Consider the following 18,238-nt stretch of genomic DNA (forward strand, 5'->3'; position numbering starts at 1 on the left):
CCATGACGAGAAATATTGTCAGCTTCGTCGGGTGTGATCGCCCGACGAAAGTTCACCGGCTAACCCAGGCGATTGCCGCAAGGCTGGAAGCGGAAGACGATGTGTCGGTCACGCATCTGGACCTGTCGCATGCCGGGCCGAACCTGTTTACCGTCAATCGCAAGGCGCTCGACCGGCAATCCGAAAGCCTCATTTCGGAGATCGAGCATTGCGATGCCTTGATCGTCGGCTGCCCGGTCTATCAGGGCAGCTATCCCGGCCTTTTCAAGCATGTGTTCGATCTCGTGCATCCATTGGCGCTGCGCGGTCGCCCGACCGTGCTGTGCGCGGTGGGCGGCGGGCATCGTCACGCGCTGGTCGTCGAGCATCATCTGCGTCCGCTCTTCGGCTTTTTCGAAGCGGGAACCGTCGCAACCGGCATTTATGCCTGTTCGGCGGAACTGGAACCGGACGGGCTTTTGCCTCCGGCCCTCGAAGCGCGGATCGACAGCGCCGTCGACCAGATGAGAAAGCAATTGGTCCAGTCACACCAAGCCAGCGGCATAAGGTGGAAAGATGTTGAATTACTCGAACAGTTTTGAAAAACGCACGGTCGAAATCCGGGGCAAAACCATCACCTATCTCGTGAAAGGTGAAGGCAAGGATGTCGTCTTCCTGCATGGAACCGGAACATTTCCCGGCTTCGACAGCCTCGCCGATATTGCTTCGCGAAACCGGCTGATCATTCCGTTTCATCCGAATTTTGGTGAAAGCGACGATGATGCCGATATCGTGCAGATGGGCGACTATGTGCTCCATTACATGGATTTCTTCGATACGCTGGGGCTGGACCAGTTCAGCCTCGGCGGCTTTTCGCTGGGCGGCTGGATCGCCGCCGAATATGCGATCAGACAGCCGGACAGGCTCTCCGCGCTGTTTCTGGCAGCACCCGCCGGTCTTGACCTTCCGGCAATCCCTCTTCCCGATCTGTTTCAGGTCGCGCCTGCCGATATCCCTGCGCATCTGGCGCACGATCCAGCGGTCGCGCTCCGCTATTTCCCATCTGCGCCCGACAACCGGTTCGATGCAGCACTGGGACGCGAAATGGGTGCGCTGGCGCGGGTCCACGCAACCGACGGCCGCGGCAATCAAAAGCTTGGCCATTGGCTGCACCGGCTGAACATGCCGACCCTGATCCTCTGGGGCGAGGAAGACCGGGTTATCCCCGCGCAATATGCCGAAGAATGGCAGCGCGGGATCGCCGGCGCACGGCTGGAGAAGCTCGGCGCAACCGGCCATCTGCTGTTTGAAGAGACGCCGGCGGCGGCGACACTTGTGCGCGATTTCCTGTCGACGGTCTGAGGTCCGTTTTCAAGCATTGGGCACCGCACGCTCCCGCTTGGGAGCATTATGAAGTTGCAGGTAAAAATAAGGGGAACCAGACCATGCAATGGGAAAGCCTATCGGACTTCGATCAATCCAGAATAAAGCGCTGGCAATGGGGCATGCTGGCGCTGGCGCTGTTATACGAGATGTTTCTCGCCGCCGACTGGTACGCCTTTGCGGCAGTGATACCGTTCATTTCGGAAACACTTCAGCTCGATTCCGCGCAGGCCGGTCTGGCGCAGGGGATATTCGCGCTGACCTATGGTCTCGGCATGATTGTCTGGTCGCAATTGAGCCGTCGCATGAATGCGCGGTCGCTGCTGCTGATCGGTCTGTTCTGCACCGCCATCGGCATGGTGGCGCAAGTCTATGTCCAGACCTACGCCCAGCTGATTGCGCTGCGCCTGTTCATCGGTTTCTTCGACGCGGCAATTTTCCTCGGCAATATGAAACTCATCATCGGCTGGTTCCCGCAGAAGCGTCGCGGCAGCATGATCGGCTTGATCCTCGCGGCCTATAGTCTTGCAATCACGCTAGACTTCGCGATTGGCATTCCGCTTTCCATCACCTATGGCTGGCGCACCTTCTTCGCCATTCTTGCCATCGGTACGCTGGTGACGGCGGCTGGCGTGCTGCTCTTCACCCGCAACAATCCCGCCCATATCGGCTTTAAGGATTTTCGCTGGGAACCGGAAAAACAGCAGACCTCCACGGCATCGCTGGCCAGCATCTTCCGCTCGAAATGGATCATCGTCGGCAGCCTCGGCATTTCGGCCTGCACGATGGCCATTGCCGGAACCGCGACATGGGTCATTCCCGGATATATTGCCGTGCATCAGCTGCCGGTGGAAGACGCGGCCCTGATCGGCACCTTGATGGGGCTGTCGCAGGTCGTGTTTCTCGTCATCGGCGGTTACGCCGCCGACCGCCTGAACAAAACGGGGATGATCAAATTCGGAACCGTGCTTGCCGTTCTGGTCGCGGCAATGTTCACCCTCGGCATGGCGGTACCGCTTGGCTTTGGCTGGCTTATCCTGATGGCGCTTTTGAGCGGCGTAGCGCTTTTCGGCGGCGGTGCGATCTTCGCCTTTCTGAGCGAAAAATATCCGGAAGAACTGGCGACGGCAGCGGTTGGCTATGCCGAGATTTTCGCCATCCTTGCGACCTTCATTTCACCCTGGGTCATGGGCGTGGTCATCAAGTTTTCGGGTGGGTCTTTTGTCAGCGCCTTCCTGACCTTCGCCATCATGGAAGCGATCATTCTGGCCATCATTCTGGTGGTCACCCGCGAGAGCTTCAGCCTGAACGACGACAAGGTCGCCATTGCCGCCAGCGGTAACGGCATTTCGGGCGAGGCCTCCCGTTCCTAATCCAGGACCTTTGCGGATGTGGCGGATGCGAATGACAGGTCGCATCCGCCTTTTTCTCTGGCTTCTTTCCGCAACCGATATTAACACCGATGAGAGCGCCTTGTTGCGCCTGATGCCGAACCGCATCGGGCGCATGACTGTTGCAACCATGATCTAAAGCGAGGGAATTCATGGAGGAACGCTTCTCAGGTACGGTTCTGGCTTCCGAGCATCTGGAAGAGAATCCCGCGCGTTCGCTGGGCGAGATCGGCCTGAACAGTTTTGCGCCCTACCTGATGAACCGCCTGATGGCGCGCTATAACGCTAACCTCGCGGATGGGCTGAAGGGCCGCCAGATCACGACGGTCAAGCTGCGCACGCTCGCCGTCCTGAGTGTGACCCCTTCGGCCACGATCAACGAGCTTGCGGTGTTTACCGTGACCGAACAATCGACGATGAGCCGCACGCTCGATTCGCTTGAAGAACAGGGTTACATTCGCCGTCAGGCGCGCGCCGAAGACATGCGCATCCGCGATATTTCGATGACTGAAGAAGGGCGCAACATCTTCAACGAAGCATGGCCGACTATGTATGACCTGCTGTTGCAGTTGTTTGAGGGCATTGATGAGGACGAGCACCGCGCCTTTGTCGGCACCTTGCAGAAAATGCTGCGCAATATCCGTAAAAATGAACTTTGAGATTATGCTGAATCATAGGCCGATCCGCTTTTGAAAGCGGATCGGCTTTTTTGTTGCTTAGAGCATTTCCAGCAAAAGTGCGTAGCGGTTTTGCGTAGGATAATGCGTAAAAACAAATAGATAGAGCGGTTCCACGATTCCGTTTTAACCGGAACCGCTCTAGTCCGTCGAGCGCGACGGGATCAGCGCGGTCGCCACGGCTGCCAGTGCGGCGACGATGGCAAAGATGTAGAAGTTCCATTGCGGGCCGACATTGAGGCTTGCGATCAAACCACCCAGAAGCGGGCCCGACAGCGCGCCAATGCGGGAGAAGCTCAGCGCCCATCCGGTTCCGGCAGAACGGATTGAGGAATCAAGCCGCTGCGCCAGAAAACCTGTCAGCACCAGCGACGCCGATACGGTGCCGAAACCGGCAATTGCAACGAACACATAGTTCATCAGCAGCGAGCCCTTGAAGGCAAGCGCCACAATGCCGAGCGCACCCAGCGCATAGGAACAGGCTACCGTGCGGCGCACGCCGAAGCGATCCGCCCATGTGCCCAATACGATACCGCCGATTGCCGAGCTAAGGCTGAAAACAGCAAGGAACAGCAGGCTATTGCCGAGATCATAGCCGTTCTTGCGCATGATCTGCGGCAGCCATTGCGCGAGACCATAGACCAGCAGCAGCCCCATGAAGAGCGCGATCCAGAAGCAGGCGGTTTCGAACGCCTTTTTCGGCGAGAAGATTTCACCGAAAACGGTGCGCCAGCCAACCTTGCCATGCTTGCGGACAATCGCCGCCGGAACACCGACGCCCATGCGCTGCGCCGTCTTGCGCGCCGCATCATGCTTGCCGCGCTGGACCAGCGATTCCACGCTTTCCGGCAGGAATGCGAGGAAGATCGGAACGAACAGCAACGGCACCGCGCCAATCAAAACGATGGTGCGCCAGCCATGGGCTTCAAGAAAACCGCGACCGCAGAGCGCGGCGGCGAGCAATCCCATCGAATAACCCGAATACATGAGCCCGTAATTGAAGCTCTTCTTCCTGACCGGGGAATATTCAACCGTCAGCGCTGCGGCGACCGGAATAATTCCGCCAAGACCAATGCCCGAAATGAACCGGCTCAATCCGAAGATGAAGGGTGTCGGTGCCATGGCACTGACAATCATGCACAGCGAAAACACGGTGATGCAGGCGACGAACAGCGGCTTGCGTCCATGAAGCTCACTCAGCGTGCCTGCCAGAATACCGCCGATCAGCATGCCGATCACCGTATAGCTGCCGATGGCGCCAAGCTCGATCGGCGTCAGCTGCCAGACCGGATCGACGGACAAGGCGGGCAGAATGGCCCCGATAACGCCGACATCATAGCCTTCCGCGAAAATCGCAAGCCAGCACAGGCCAACGACGAGCAGACTTTTGCCTGCCGATATTTCCTTTCCGGCAATAGCCGGCGCGTCTATGCTCTGGGCTTGAGACATAGCTTTCCCCTTTTATTTTGAATTGGCGAGGCGCGCCCTTTGATCAGAGCGTCGCGATTGTTTTCAGCGCGCCATCGAGCGCAATGCCCTGTTCATCCAGCAGGGCCGCTTGTCGCAGACGCCGCAGCCAGGCTGCGCCATCGTCCCGCTCGCTTAGAGCGGGCAAGGCAGACATGACGCGGTCGAATTTCGACAGGCCACGCGAATGCGTATCGGAATAACCCTTGACCAGACGGCGACAGCCAAGAACCTCAACCGCGAGATCATAGTTCTTGGGCAAGGCGGCCAGCGCCTGTGCCAGCCAGGCCTCGCAATGTTCCATCTCGCGCTGATGGCGCAGGCTGCCGCGCCGGAAACGACGCAGGCCCGACACGACATAAAGCCCGGTGAACCAGAACAGCGTTCCCGTATTCACCCTGCGACCCTTGCTGACACGCTTGTCGAGCCATACAAAGAGCTTCGGGCGATTTTCGATCCAGGCGCCGATACCTCTCGGCAATGTGCCGCACACTTCTTCCATGCGCGGATGCATATACTCGGTCGTATAGGCGATCTGATCTTTCTTGAGGCCGATTTCCTTGCGCACCCGCTCGAACCGCGAGCCGCGCACCTTGATATCGGCCACCCGGACCACATCGTCATAGGCCATGGCGACAGCGACATATTTCGCCGCCTGTACGGTGAAGGCAAAGCCATGCGCCGTGCCGCCATTGGCAAGATCGGCCTTGAGCATCGCGGCGCAACGGTTCAGATATTCATCGGCATAGGCCGGGTCCTGAAACTCGGTCAGTTTCTTGATGCCCGCGAAAAGCATCGGATGACATTCGCCCGGAAACTCATTGCGGATGCGCTTGATAAGCCCGTCCAGTGCTGGATGCTCGGCCCGCTCTGGCAGAGGATCCAGCCGCTTTGCGGGCGTTGCCGCCAGCTTGTCATTCGCGCCGCCAAGTGCGCGCTGATAGGCGGCCTCAAAAGCTCTCAGACTTGCCTCGATGCCTTTACCGCCGGACTTGATAGTCGTTTCAAAGGCGGCTTTGTCGAAAGGCAAAGCACCGGAAGCAGCAAGCGCGCCGAACAAAGCCGAAGACACCACGCTGCCGCTTTTCGTTGCCAGCGCTTCCATATCAAAAGCGATGGTTTTGCGCGCAGCAAAGGCTGTCGCGTCCTCAACGACCACCGGATTGCCGATGCCGTCACCCGGCTTTTCCTTTTCGCCCACCGCGAAAGAGCGATGGGTGGAGGTGATGAGCAAGGTCTTGTCCGGCGTCACGAGGCCGCGCAGCACCGAGCGCCCCGCTTCCATCAGTTCAGCCGCAATGACGATATCGACGTCGCCGGGTGTCGGCATCAGCGACAGGATCGGATGCGCCCCTTCACGGGCCCGCAACAGCTCAAGATAATAGATCGTCGCGCCGGTTCTCTGCGCCACGCCGGGCACGGAGGTGGTCTGCGCAACCCAGCCATTATTTTCCGCCAGCGCCACAACCCAGTCGGCCAGCACGCCGCCGCCCTGCCCGCCCATGGCGAGAATGGCAATCGATAGCGGTTTGTCCTGCGAAAGAAGAGCGGACGGCGATGCATTCAGTGTAGACATAGCCTGTTCCTCAATCCGCAAAGACAATGCGCGATGCGCGGCGGCGCTTTTGCAGCCAGCCAATGACGCCGGAGCGCAGACGATGCACGAACTTGTCCCAACCCGTCGGATTGTGGATGACATCGGCGCGATAGAAAGACGGGCACAGAACCGCCGCTTCCGAAACCTCGCCGCAATTGCCGCAACCAACGCAGGAATTATCGATAGCCGCGACCGGATCGTCCTTCAGCGGATCGTCGGTGTGCTTCACCGAAAGCGAAGGGCAGCCCGACAGACGAATACAGGCGTGATCGCCGGTGCACACATCCTCATCGACACCGAAACGCTGCTTGACCATTCGCTTGCCGTCTTTAACCGCCTTGGCGAACTGCGGCTTCACACGACGCTGCTTGTTGAGCATGCATTCCGACGACGCCACAATGATCTTCGGGCCTTTTTCTTCCGTCGTCAGCGCTTCCTTCAGCGTGTCGCGCATCTTTGCAACGTCGTAGGTGTGATCGATCTGGCGAACCCAGCCTGCACCAATTCCCTTGACCGCATCGACGATGGAATTGTTGGTCTTGCGACGCGGATTGATCGCCCTGGAGGACATTACGTCCTGACCGCCCGTCGCCGACGAATAGTAATTGTCGACCACGAGGATGACGCCATCCTGCTTGTTGAAGACGGCATTGCCGACCGAAGTGGCAAGACCATTGTGCCAGAAACCACCATCGCCCATCATCGAAATGGAGCGCTTACCCGCAGGCACATTGAAAGCGGAAGCCGAGGCCGGACCAAGGCCGTAACCCATGGTCGTGCCACCGAGATTGAACGGCGGCAGAATGGAGAACAGGTGGCAGCCGATATCGGCTGAAACGTGATGCTCGCCCAGCTCCTTTTCCACCAGCTTCATGGCGGCGAAGATCGGGCGTTCCGGGCAACCGGTGCAGAAACCGGCAGGGCGCGGCGGCACCACTTCGGCCAGCGCCTTGACGCGTTCATCGGCCAGAACCGGCGATGGATCGGGCAGCGGCGGACGGTTGCCAAGCAATTGCGGCGCATGCGCATCGAAGAATGCCGTCAGGCCCTTCAGAAGCACAGGCGTTGTGTATTCGCCGCCCAGCGGCAGCACATCCTTGCCGGACAGTTTTGTCTGGATATCGCGGCGGCGCAGCAGCGTATGCAGCGCCTGCTCGATATATTCAGGCGCGCCCTCCTCCAGCATCACCACGGCTTTCTTGCCGGCAACGAAGTCTATGACTTCCTCGTCTATCATCGGATAGGCGACATTCATCACATAGAGAGGAACCCGGCTTTCGCCGTAAACATCGGCCAGTCCCATTTGCTGCAAGGCGCGCATAGCGCTGTTGTAAAGGCCGCCTTGCAGGATGATGCCGACATCGCCCTCCTGAGGGCCGAAATATTCATTGAGACGATTGGCTTTGACAAACTCGACGGCAGCAGGCCAGCGCTTCTCCAGCTTTTCCTTCTCGTGCAGGAAAGACGCGGGCGGCAGGACGATGCGGTTCACGTCGCGCCTCGGATTTTCCAGCGCTTCGGCCAGCGTGTGGGCAGGCCGCTTGTTATCCTTCGCAACAAACTGACCATGCACATGGCAGCTGCGAATGCCAACCTGCAACATGACCGGCGTGTTGGAGGCTTCGGACAATTCAAAGCCTTTTTCAACGGCTTCCACGATCGAAGGCAGATTGGGCCGTGGCGTCAAAAGCCACATTTGCGATTTCATCGCATAGGCATGGCTGCGCTCCTGCATGATGGAGGAGCCTTCACCGTAATCCTCACCGATGATGACCAGCGCGCCGCCGGTTACACCGCCGGAAGCGAGATTGGACAGGGCGTCGGAGGCGACATTGGTGCCAGCCGTCGATTTCCAGGTGACCGCACCGCGCACCGGATACATCACGGAAGCGGAAAGCATGGCCGCAGCCGCAGCTTCCGATGCGGACGATTCGAAATGAACGCCCAGATCTTCCATCACGTCCTTCGCATCGGCGAGAACGTCCATGAGGTGGGAAATCGGCGAACCCTGATAGCCGCCGACATAGGAAACGCCCGATTGCAGCAGCGCCTTGGTGATGGCGAGAATGCCTTCACCGCTGAAAATATCGCCTTCGCCGAGCTTCAGATCCTCGACTTCACGGGCGAATGAGCGCTCCGCCATGACAATTCCCCTTTTCCGTTTGCCGGAATATCAATTCATTTGCATCAGCATATTTTCTAATTCTAAACTGTGTCAATAGCGCTTTTCAGAACGATTATAATTATTGCATTTGCATATTTCTGTTTGAAGCGTTTTCCGCGCTCCATGACGGAATGTGAGAATGGCCACGATTTTTTCGCTTGACGTGCGAGAACCCCCAATTATATTTTAAGCTTAAAATAATTAACCGGCTCCGTTCGGCGAATATCGCTCGGCAGCAAATCGGAAAGGGAACTCAACATGCGTATCGTGTGTATTGGAGGAGGTCCGGCCGGCCTTTATTTCGGCCTTCTGATGAAGAAGCTTCATCCTGAGCATGACATTACGGTTGTGGAGCGGAACCGCCCCTATGACACCTTCGGCTGGGGGGTGGTGTTTTCCGACGCCACCATGGAATCCATGAAGGTCTGGGACCCGGAAAGTGCAGCCGAAATTCAGGATGCCTTCAATCACTGGGACGATATCGAGGTGCTGTTCAAGGGCACGCGCCAGCGCACCAGCGGTCATGGTTTTGTCGGCATCGGCCGCAAGCGCCTGCTCAACATTCTTCAGCTGCGCTGCGAAGCGCTGGGCGTGAAGCTTCAGTTTGAAACCGACGTGGAAAGCGATCTCGATTTCCCCGATGCCGATCTCATTATCGCTTCGGACGGCCTGAACTCCCGCATTCGCAATCGCTATGAGGACGTGTTCGAACCCGATCTGATCGTGCGGCCCAATCGCTATATCTGGCTTGGCACGGAAAAGCTGTTCGACGCCTTTACCTTCGATTTCCGCAAGACCGACCACGGCTGGTTCCAGGCGCATATCTACAAGTTCGACGACAAGACCTCGACCTTCATCATCGAAACCACCGAGGAAGCCTATCTGGCGCACGGGCTGGACCAGATGGACCAGACTGCCTCCATCGATTTCTGCGAAAAGCTTTTTGCGGAAACGCTGGAAGGCGTACCGCTGATGACCAATGCGCGCCATATGCGCGGCTCGGCCTGGCTGAACTTCAACCGCCTGATCTGCGGAAAATGGAGCCACTTCAACGGCAATTCCCATGTGGTTTTGATGGGTGACGCAGCCCATACCGCGCATTTCGCCATCGGATCGGGCACCAAACTTGCCATCGACGACGCGATTGAACTGGCCAACCAGTTCCAGAAGCTCGGTCACGGCAAGGAAGGCATTCCTGAAGTGCTGCATGCCTATGAGGAGATCCGCCGGGTCGATGTTGCACGCATTCAGAACGCTGCGCGCAACGCCATGGAATGGTTCGAGGTCGTCGGCCAACGTTATGCCGACACGCTGGAGCCGGAACAGTTCATGTATTCCATGCTGACGCGTTCGCAGCGCATCAGCCACGAAAATCTGCGTCTGCGCGACAAGAACTGGCTCGAAGGCTACGAGCGCTGGTTTGCCCGCAAGCAGGGGCTGAACGTGACGGAAGACGAGCGTTGCCTGCCGCCAATGTTTACGCCCTACACGCTGCGCGGCGTGACGCTGCCAAACCGCATCGTCGTGTCGCCAATGGCCATGTATTCCGCAACCGATGGCCTGATCGACGATTTCCATATGGTGCATCTGGGCAGCCGCGCCATGGGCGGCGCGGGACTGGTCTTCGCCGAAATGACCTGCGTGTCACCCGATGCGCGGATCACCCCCGGCTGTCTCGGCATCTGGAACGATGCACAGGCCGAAGGCTGGAAGCGCGTTGTCGATTTCGTGCACGGCAACAGCAATGCCAAGGTTGCCATGCAGATCGGCCATGCCGGACGCAAAGGCGCGACCAAGCTTGCATGGGAAGGCATTGACCAGCCGCTGGACGACGGCGCGTGGCCGCTGCTGTCTGCCTCCGCCCTCCCCTACCTCAAGCACAGCCAGACGCCGAAGGCGATGGACCGCGCCGACATGGATCGGGTGAAAGCGGATTTCGTCGCCGCCACCAAACGTGCGGCGGAAGCTGGCGTCGATTGGCTCGAACTGCACTGTGCCCATGGCTATCTTCTGTCGAGCTTCCTGTCGCCGCTCACCAACCGGCGCGAGGACGAATATGGCGGCAGTTATGAAAACCGTGCGCGCTATCCGCTGGAAGTCTTCCACGCAGTCCGCGAAGTCTGGCCGCAGGATAAGCCGATCTCGGTTCGTCTTTCCTGCCACGACTGGTTTGAAGGCGGCAACACACCGGAAGATGCAGCCATCTTCGCGGATATGTTCAAAGCCGCAGGCGCCGATCTGATCGACTGTTCGTCGGGTCAGGTCTGGAAGGAAGAAAAGCCGGTTTATGGCCGTCTGTTCCAGACCCCGTTCTCCGACAAGATCCGCAACGAAATCCACATTCCGACGATTGCCGTCGGTGCGATTTCGGAAGCTGATCATGCGAATTCGATCATCGCCGCTGGACGCGCCGATCTCTGTGCTGTGGCACGCCCGCATCTTGCCGATCCGGCATGGGCGCTGCATGAAGCGGCAAAGATCGGCATCAACTCCATCGCGTGGCCGAAGCAATATCGCTCCAGCAAGTATCAGTATGAAGCCAATCTCGCCCGCGCAGCCGCAGCACCGCAAGGCGCGAAATAGAGCCGGTGAGATAACGGAGAGATTGCGATGAACGATCCGGCAGTTGACCTTGCCCTTTCCGGCAAACATGCGCTGGTTACCGGTGCCGGTAGCGGCATCGGCGCCGCTATCGCGGTCGGTCTAGCGCGCGCCGGGGCGAATGTGACCCTGGCGGGCCGCCGCCGCGAGCCGCTGGAAGCAACTGCCGCCCTGTTGGACTGGCAGCGATGCTTCATTGCCGATGGTTTCGATGTGACAAACCGCGAAGCCATTGAGACCGGCCTGAACGGCGCGCGCGCCGCATTCGGGCCTGTCAGCATTCTTGTTAATAATGCCGGGGAAGCGCCGAGCGCACCTTTCGAGAAAACCAGTCTCGACATGTGGAGCCGCGTTCTCGACGTCGATCTGACCGGCGTCTTCAATGTGACGCAGGCGACCCTTGATGACATCAAGGCGGGCGGCAAGGGCGGACGCATCATCAATATCGCGTCGACGGCGGGCCTGAGCGGTTATTCCTATGTCTCGGCCTATTGCGCTGCAAAGCATGGGGTCGTCGGGTTGACCAGAGCACTGGCGCTGGAACTGGCCCGTAAGGGCGTGACGGTCAATGCCGTGTGCCCGGGCTTTACCGATACGCCGATTATCGCTCGTTCGATCCAGGCCATTGTCGCGAAGACCGGGCGGTCGGAGGACGATGTTCTGGCAGAATTCGTCAAGGCGAACCCGCAGGGACGCCTGATACAGCCGGAGGAAGTGGCTGAAACCGTGCTGTGGCTCACATCGCCCGGCGCGCAATCGATAACTGGACAGGCGATAGCAATCGCCGGTGGGGAGGTAATGGCAGGATGAACGACGGCACAATTTCGATGGCGAGTAATCTGAAGCCTTTCAAGGATTATCAGGCCGAGCATTTTCTGTGGCAGACCAGCGAAGACGGGCGCGTTGCAACGCTGACCCTGAACCGCCCGGACCGCAAAAATCCGCTGACATTCGAAAGCTATGCCGAGCTTCGCGACCTGTTTCGCAATCTCGTCTATGCCTCCGACGTGCGCACCATCGTGCTGACCGGCGCTGGCGGAAACTTCTCGTCGGGCGGCGATGTGTTCGAGATCATCGAACCGCTGACCAAGATGGCGATGCCTGACCTTCTGGCTTTCACGCGCATGACTGGCGATGTCGTCAAGGCCATGCGTAAATGCCCGCAGCAGATCATTGCCGCCGTTGACGGCATTTGCGCAGGCGCAGGCGCTATTCTGGCCATGGCCTCGGATTTGCGCATCGCAACACCGGAAGCGAAAACGGCCTTCCTCTTCACCCGCGTCGGTCTCGCAGGCGCCGATATGGGTGCCTGCGGTATTCTCCCGCGACTGATCGGTCAGGGCCGCGCATCGGAACTGCTTTATACCGGCCGTTTCATGAGCGCTGACGAAGGCGAGCGCTGGGGCTTCTTCAATGCGCTGCATCCGCAGGGCGATCTGCTCGGCAAGGCCGAAGCGCTGGCGCGCAACATCGCCGATGGCCCATGGTTCGCGCATGGCATGACCAAAACCATGCTCAATCAGGAATGGGCAATGGGCATTGAAGAGCTGGTGGAATCGGAAGCACAAGCCCAGGCCATTTGCATGGCGACGCAGGATTTCCGTCGCGCCTTCGAGGCTTTCGCAGCCAAGCAGAAGCCCGTTTTCGAGGGGAACTGACGATGGATAGTTCCGCAGCAAAACCGCTCGCGCGGGAGCATCTCGACTGGCCGTTTTTTGACAAAAACCACACCGACTGGGCCGCGAAGCTCGATGCCTTTGCAGCGAGCACGGCGCTGGCCGATGTCGATCACAGCGATACTGACAATGCCTGCCGCGCTTTGGTGAAAGCGCTGGGCCAAGCCGGGCTGCTGGAAGCGGCGGTCAGCCTGACGGGCGGCGAAGGGATCGATTCCCGCAAGCTGTGCATTGCCCGCGAGACACTGGCCTATCATGACGGTCTGGCCGATTTCGCTTTTGCCATGCAGGGCCTCGGCACCGGCGCGATCAGCCTGACCGCGTCGGACGAACTCAAGCAGGCCGTGCTGCCGAAAGTGGCAAGCGGCGAATGGATTTCGGCTTTTGCCCTTTCGGAAAAACTGGCGGGGTCCGATGTGGCCGCGATGAGCTGCGCCGCCAGAGCCGACGGCGCTGACTATGTGCTCGACGGTGAAAAGACCTGGATTTCCAATGGCGGCATCGCCGATGTCTACACCGTCTTTGCCCGCACGGGTGAAGCGCCCGGCACGCGGGGCATTTCGGCCTTTGTGGTTTTCGCTACCGATCCCGGCTTTTCCATTGCAGAACGCATCGATGTGATCGCGCCGCATCCGCTGGCCACGATCCGCTTCGACAATTGCCGCATCCCGGCCTCGCGTCGCCTCGGCGCGCCGGGCGAAGGCTTCAAGATCGCCATGCGCACGCTCGATATTTTCCGCGCATCGGTTGCGGCAGCAGCACTTGGCTTTGCGCGCCGTGCAGCCAGCGAGGCGCTGTCCCATGCACGGTCGCGTCCGATGTTCGGCGGCGCATTGGCCGACTTGCAGCTGACGCAGGCCACGCTTGGAGACATGGCGACCGATATCGATGCCGCTGCGCTTCTGACCTATCGCGCAGCATGGCGGCGCGACGTTCAGAAGCTGAACACGACCAAGGAAGCCGCAATGGCCAAGATGGTGGCGACGGAAAACGCCCAGCAAACCATCGACAAGGCCGTGCAGATGTTTGGCGGTCGCGGTGTGAAAAGCGGCGAAATCGTCGAGCGGCTTTATCGCGAGATCCGCGCACTTCGCATCTATGAGGGCGCAACGGAAGTGCAGAAACTCATTATCGCGCGCGAACTACTGAAGGCAAATTAAAGCCCGCCACCGCGCGCATTTTCTGGAGATACAACATGCATAAGACCCTTCAGCCGCAAGGCTGGGCCCGCCCCATCGGATATGCCAACGGCGTTGAAGCCCGCGGGCGCACCGTCTATATCGGCGGCCAGATCGGCTGGAACGAACAGCAACAGTTCGAGACCGACGATTTCGTCGAGCAGACCGAGCAGACATTGAAGAACATTGTCGCCATTCTGGCGGAAGCTGGCGGCAGGCCGGAACATATCGCCTCCATGACCTGGTATTTCACCGACAAGGTTGAATATACCGCCAATCTGAAAGGCATCGGCCGCGCCTATCGCGATGTGATCGGCAAGCACTTCCCCGCAATGGCGGCAGTGCAGGTTGTCGCGCTGGTCGAAGACCGGGCCAAGATCGAAATACAGGCTTTTGCCGTTATACCGGACTGAGGCAACCATGGCCGATAGAGGCGAATTCTCCCCCGCTGTGACAGGCACGGTTGTTGACGGCATTCTTGTCGTCACGGTCAACAACCCGCCGGTCAACGCCACATCCGCTGATGTGCGCAAAGGCTTTGCCGCAGCCATTCGCCATGCTTCTGCCGAAGCAGCGATCCGCGCGACCGTGCTGAGCGGCGCAGGCAAGATCTTCATCGGCGGGGCGGACATTCGCGAATTCGGCAAACCGCCGGTCGAACCGACATTGCCGGATGTTATCACGATCATCGAAAGCGCCGACAAACCGGTGGTGGCCGCGATCAACGGCCCCGCTTTGGGCGGCGGGCTTGAAGTTGCGCTTGCGGCGCATGCCCGTGTCGCATCGACCAGCGCCTCCTTCGCCTTGCCGGAAGTCAAGCTTGGGATCGTGCCCGGCGCTGGCGGCACGCAGCGCCTGCCCCGACTAATCGGGCCGCTCGCAGCACTCGAAATGATCGCCACCGGACGCCAGATTGCCCCGGATGAAGCGCTGCAATTGGGCCTCATCGACCAGATATCGGTCGGCGATCTCGTGGCCGACGCTATCGCGCTCGCCAATGCGCTGGTCGGCAAGCCGTTCCGCCGGACCGGCGATCTGCCCATTACCGCGCCCGATGCTAGCGCCTTTGAACAGGCCAAGGCCAAAATCCTGAAAAAGGCGCGCGGCGCGACCGCTCCCGGTGAAGCGGCGCGGCTGGTCCAACTCTCGACAACAACCGCGATTGCCGAAGGTCTGGCCGAAGAACGGACAACCTTCATTCGCCTGCGCGACAGCGCGGAAGCGGCCGCCTTGCGGCATCTGTTTTTCGCCGAACGCGCCGCTGGAAAAGTGGAAGGTATTGAGGCGAAGCCTCGGGCGCTTTCCACCATCGGCATTGCCGGGACCGGCCTGATGGGGTCGGGCATCGCCGTCGCCTGTCTTGCTGCTGGCTATAAGGTCATCGGCTATGAAACGACTGCGGAAGCAGCCGCCAAGGGCCATGCGCGGATCAGCGACATGATCCAGAAGGCCGTCGATACGGGCAGGCTTTCCACCGAAGCCGCAGACGCGCAACGTGCAAAGCTCACTGTCAGTGCCAATATGGCTGCACTGGCGGATGCCGATCTCGTCATCGAGGCCGTGTTCGATGATTTCACTGTGAAGGCGTCGCTGTTCCGCGAGCTTGATGCGTTGCTGCCTGCCACAACCATTCTCGCGACCAATACAAGCTATCTCAATTCGGATGAACTGGCTGCCGTGACAAGCCGCGCCGACCGGGTGCTGGGTCTGCATTTCTTCTCGCCAGCCAATATCATGCGGCTTCTGGAAGTGGTGCGCTGCGCGGAGACCTCCGACGAGACGCTGGCAACCGGCATCGCCTTCGCCCGCAAGATCAAGAAGCTGCCCATCGTTACCGGCGTCTGCGAAGGCTTTATCGGCAACCGGATGTTTTCAGCCTATCGTACAGAGGCCGAGAAAATATTGGCCGAAGGCGCTTATCCCGAAGATATCGACCGCGCCATGGAAGCCTATGGCTTTCCGATGGGACTCTTCGCTGTTTACGACATGGCCGGGCTGGAAATTGCCTGGGCGCGGCGCAAGAGAGCAGCGGCAAGCCGCGATCCCAACCTGCCCTATTTCGATGTTGCCGACAAATTATGCGAAGCCGGTCGTTTCGGGCGCAAGGCCGGTCTCGGCTGGTATCGCTATGCGGACGGTGTTCGCGCCAGCGACCCGGACGTTCACGCGCTGATCGACGATTACCGCGCACGCAACGCCATTGTCCCTTGCCGTTTCAGCGATGAAGCGATCATGAAACGCCTGCTCGCCGCCATGGCGAATGAAGGAAAAGCGCTGCTTGAAGAAGGCATCGCGCGCCATTCCGACGACATTGACCTTGTTCTGGTCAATGGCTACGGCTTTCCCTCGATCAAGGGCGGCCCCCTGTTTGCAACAATGTTCGCAACAGGCGATCAGGCGAAGTAACAAACCGGCAGGCGGAAGGCGGCTTACTCGTCTTCCGCTCCGGAAAGATGGTTTCGCACCGACTTCTTCAGCGGATCGAGATCGGCCAGCAAGATCTGGATGACATCGTGATCGACGTCGGCCATCATTTCCCGCAACCAGCCTTCATGGGCGCTGGCCATCTGGCTGAAAACCGAAATACCCTGATCCGTGAGACGGGCAACCGTGACGCGGCGATCAGCACCCGGCGTTTCGCGCTTGACCAGACCTTCGGTCTCCAGTCGCTCCACCAGCCCGGTGACATTGCCATTGGTCACCATCGTGCGGCGTGACAATTCCCCCAGCCGCAAACCCTCCGGTTCGCGATAAAGCTGCGCCAGCAAATCGAATTGTGGGAGTGTTGCGCCGAATTCGTTGCGCAGACGCCGCCTGATTTCCTGCGAGATCAGCTTGGTCGTGGACAACATGCGCAGCCAGAGGCGCAATTCCGGCTTTTCGCTTTCATGATCCTCGCTGACTATGATCTCGAAATCCACCGACACGCCAATTTCCTTTGTTCAACCGCACGCTGGTCAGGCTCAGGAATCGAGCCACACCGTGCTTTAAGATTCGCGTTTGCCGAAAAATATTTCAAGCCTTAAATAATTGACCTGACAGCCGATTGAGGACAGGGAAACTGTCCTTCATCCGCACGAAATGCAGCACAAGCGGCATTTTATTTCTAAATGCATATATTTCTCGTTCTAGCCGCGATTTCTGCATTCAAGAAAATGTCCGAGTAAGCGAGATTACAGGCTCGATAAGCCTGTACGGAAAGTCGTTTCGGACCGCTTAATTACTTGCAAAGTCATATGATATTGCATAGCTTTCCTCTCAAGGCTCACAGAAGCCATTACACAAATCCGCAGTTCCGCCCACACTGGGTCGAGCGCGGTAAAGACGAGGGAAACTATGAAAGAGACATCCGTTCTCACCGGTCTCGCATCCGCATTGGTGTCACAATCGATCAAGGTCGTGGATATTACCGCGCCGCTCGGACCCGACACGCCGGTGCTTTATCTTCCGCCGCAATTCGGCAAGAACACCCCGAATGTGAAGATCCACGAGATCAGCAAATATAATCAGGACGGTCCGTTCTGGGCCTGGAACTGGATCGAGCTGGGTGAACATACGGGAACCCATTTCGACGCGCCGAGCCATTGGGTCACGGGCAAGGATCATTCCAACAACACGACCGACACCATCCCGCCGCAGAATTTCGTTGCGCCGGTCAATGTGATCGACCGCTCTTCGGAAGCAGCCGCCAACCCGGATTATCTCCTCACGATGGAAAGCATCCAGCAATGGGAAGCTGAGCACGGCGAGATTGAAGCTGGCTCGTGGGTGATCCTGCGCACCGACTGGTACAAGCGCAATGGCTCGACCGAAACATTCCTGAATGCCGACGAGAATGGTCCGCATTCGCCCGGACCAACGGCGGAAGCGATCCGCTACCTCCTGTCCAAGGGGATCATCGGCTGGGGTCAGGAAACCATCGGCACCGATGCCGGTTCGGCAGGCGGCATGACCCCGCCCTTCCCGGCCCATCATCTGCTGCACGAAGCCAATCGCTACGGCCTCGCAAGCCTGAGCAATCTCGACCAGCTTCCGGCAAAAGGCGCGATCCTGATCGCCGCACCGTTGAAGTTCGTCGCTGGTACGGGATCGCCAGTGCGGGCGCTGGCGCTGGTTCAGGGCTAA

Annotated in this window: 16 protein-coding genes; 12 read left to right on the forward strand and 4 right to left on the reverse strand. The window is 59.1% G+C overall.

The window, feature by feature from the left end; all coding sequences use genetic code 11:
- Window positions 1-2 precede the first annotated feature (2 nt).
- The 5 genes from FHW00_RS09370 to FHW00_RS09385 all read left to right on the forward strand — a co-directional run bounded on the left by FHW00_RS09370 (window position 3) and on the right by FHW00_RS09385 (window position 3,412).
- A complete protein-coding gene (locus FHW00_RS09370; protein WP_078338201.1) occupies window positions 3-581 on the forward strand; it encodes an NAD(P)H-dependent oxidoreductase in 579 nt (192 codons plus the stop codon).
- A complete protein-coding gene (locus FHW00_RS09375) occupies window positions 556-1,341 on the forward strand; it encodes an alpha/beta fold hydrolase (protein ID WP_078338200.1) in 786 nt (261 codons plus the stop codon). The genes FHW00_RS09370 and FHW00_RS09375 overlap by 26 nt, the downstream gene beginning before the upstream one ends.
- Before the next feature lie 83 nt (window positions 1,342-1,424).
- Window positions 1,425-2,735 carry an MFS transporter gene (locus FHW00_RS09380; protein WP_078338199.1) on the forward strand — a complete coding sequence of 437 codons (1,311 nt, stop codon included), beginning with the start codon at window positions 1,425-1,427 and terminating at the stop codon, window positions 2,733-2,735.
- Window positions 2,736-2,766: 31 nt separating this feature from the next.
- Window positions 2,767-2,892 (forward strand): hypothetical protein, encoded by a 126-nt coding sequence (locus tag FHW00_RS24525; protein WP_280993381.1) that lies wholly within the window; start codon window positions 2,767-2,769, stop codon window positions 2,890-2,892.
- Between the two features lie 13 nt (window positions 2,893-2,905).
- Complete coding sequence (locus tag FHW00_RS09385; RefSeq protein ID WP_078338198.1) at window positions 2,906-3,412, forward strand: MarR family winged helix-turn-helix transcriptional regulator; 507 nt, start codon at window positions 2,906-2,908, stop codon at window positions 3,410-3,412.
- 159 nt (window positions 3,413-3,571) lie between these two features.
- Here FHW00_RS09385 and FHW00_RS09390 read toward each other — a convergent pair whose 3' ends face one another.
- The 3 genes from FHW00_RS09390 to FHW00_RS09400 are packed head-to-tail and all read right to left on the reverse strand — an operon-like array spanning window position 3,572 to window position 8,637.
- Window positions 3,572-4,879 (reverse strand): MFS transporter, encoded by a 1,308-nt coding sequence (locus FHW00_RS09390; RefSeq protein WP_078338197.1) that lies wholly within the window; start codon window positions 4,877-4,879, stop codon window positions 3,572-3,574.
- Window positions 4,880-4,922: 43 nt separating this feature from the next.
- Window positions 4,923-6,473, reverse strand: coding sequence for an indolepyruvate oxidoreductase subunit beta family protein (locus FHW00_RS09395; protein WP_078338196.1), 1,551 nt, complete (start codon window positions 6,471-6,473; stop codon window positions 4,923-4,925).
- 10 nt (window positions 6,474-6,483) lie between these two features.
- Window positions 6,484-8,637 (reverse strand): indolepyruvate ferredoxin oxidoreductase subunit alpha, encoded by a 2,154-nt coding sequence (locus FHW00_RS09400; protein WP_078338195.1) that lies wholly within the window; start codon window positions 8,635-8,637, stop codon window positions 6,484-6,486.
- Window positions 8,638-8,916: 279 nt separating this feature from the next.
- Here FHW00_RS09400 and FHW00_RS09405 point away from each other — a divergent pair, with 279 nt between their 5' ends.
- Genes FHW00_RS09405 through FHW00_RS09430 form a run of 6 tightly spaced genes read left to right on the forward strand, consistent with a single transcriptional unit; the run spans window position 8,917 to window position 16,519 of the window.
- Window positions 8,917-11,241: a bifunctional salicylyl-CoA 5-hydroxylase/oxidoreductase gene (locus tag FHW00_RS09405; protein WP_078338194.1), complete on the forward strand. Its 2,325-nt coding sequence runs from the start codon at window positions 8,917-8,919 to the stop codon at window positions 11,239-11,241.
- Between the two features lie 27 nt (window positions 11,242-11,268).
- Window positions 11,269-12,069: an SDR family NAD(P)-dependent oxidoreductase gene (locus FHW00_RS09410; RefSeq protein ID WP_078338193.1), complete on the forward strand. Its 801-nt coding sequence runs from the start codon at window positions 11,269-11,271 to the stop codon at window positions 12,067-12,069.
- Window positions 12,066-12,917 (forward strand): enoyl-CoA hydratase family protein, encoded by an 852-nt coding sequence (locus FHW00_RS09415; protein ID WP_078338192.1) that lies wholly within the window; start codon window positions 12,066-12,068, stop codon window positions 12,915-12,917. Before FHW00_RS09410 ends, FHW00_RS09415 begins: the two co-directional genes overlap by 4 nt.
- Before the next feature lie 2 nt (window positions 12,918-12,919).
- Window positions 12,920-14,095: an acyl-CoA dehydrogenase family protein gene (locus tag FHW00_RS09420; RefSeq protein ID WP_078338191.1), complete on the forward strand. Its 1,176-nt coding sequence runs from the start codon at window positions 12,920-12,922 to the stop codon at window positions 14,093-14,095.
- 35 nt (window positions 14,096-14,130) lie between these two features.
- The gene (locus FHW00_RS09425) at window positions 14,131-14,526 is read left to right on the forward strand and encodes a RidA family protein (RefSeq protein ID WP_078338190.1); all 396 of its coding nucleotides are present in this window, start codon (window positions 14,131-14,133) and stop codon (window positions 14,524-14,526) included.
- A gap of 7 nt (window positions 14,527-14,533) precedes the next feature.
- On the forward strand, window positions 14,534-16,519 hold the full coding sequence (locus FHW00_RS09430) for a 3-hydroxyacyl-CoA dehydrogenase NAD-binding domain-containing protein (protein ID WP_078338189.1): 1,986 nt from the start codon (window positions 14,534-14,536) through the stop codon (window positions 16,517-16,519).
- 23 nt (window positions 16,520-16,542) lie between these two features.
- Here FHW00_RS09430 and FHW00_RS09435 read toward each other — a convergent pair whose 3' ends face one another.
- On the reverse strand, window positions 16,543-17,034 hold the full coding sequence (locus tag FHW00_RS09435; protein ID WP_280993573.1) for a MarR family winged helix-turn-helix transcriptional regulator: 492 nt from the start codon (window positions 17,032-17,034) through the stop codon (window positions 16,543-16,545).
- A gap of 415 nt (window positions 17,035-17,449) precedes the next feature.
- Between FHW00_RS09435 and FHW00_RS09440 the strand changes: the two genes are divergently transcribed.
- Entirely contained in the window at window positions 17,450-18,238 is a 789-nt protein-coding gene (locus FHW00_RS09440) for a cyclase family protein (protein WP_078338188.1), read from the forward strand.

This window comes from Ochrobactrum sp. P6BSIII, from assembly GCF_014138065.1.
In the GTDB taxonomy this organism is placed as follows: domain Bacteria; phylum Pseudomonadota; class Alphaproteobacteria; order Rhizobiales; family Rhizobiaceae; genus Brucella.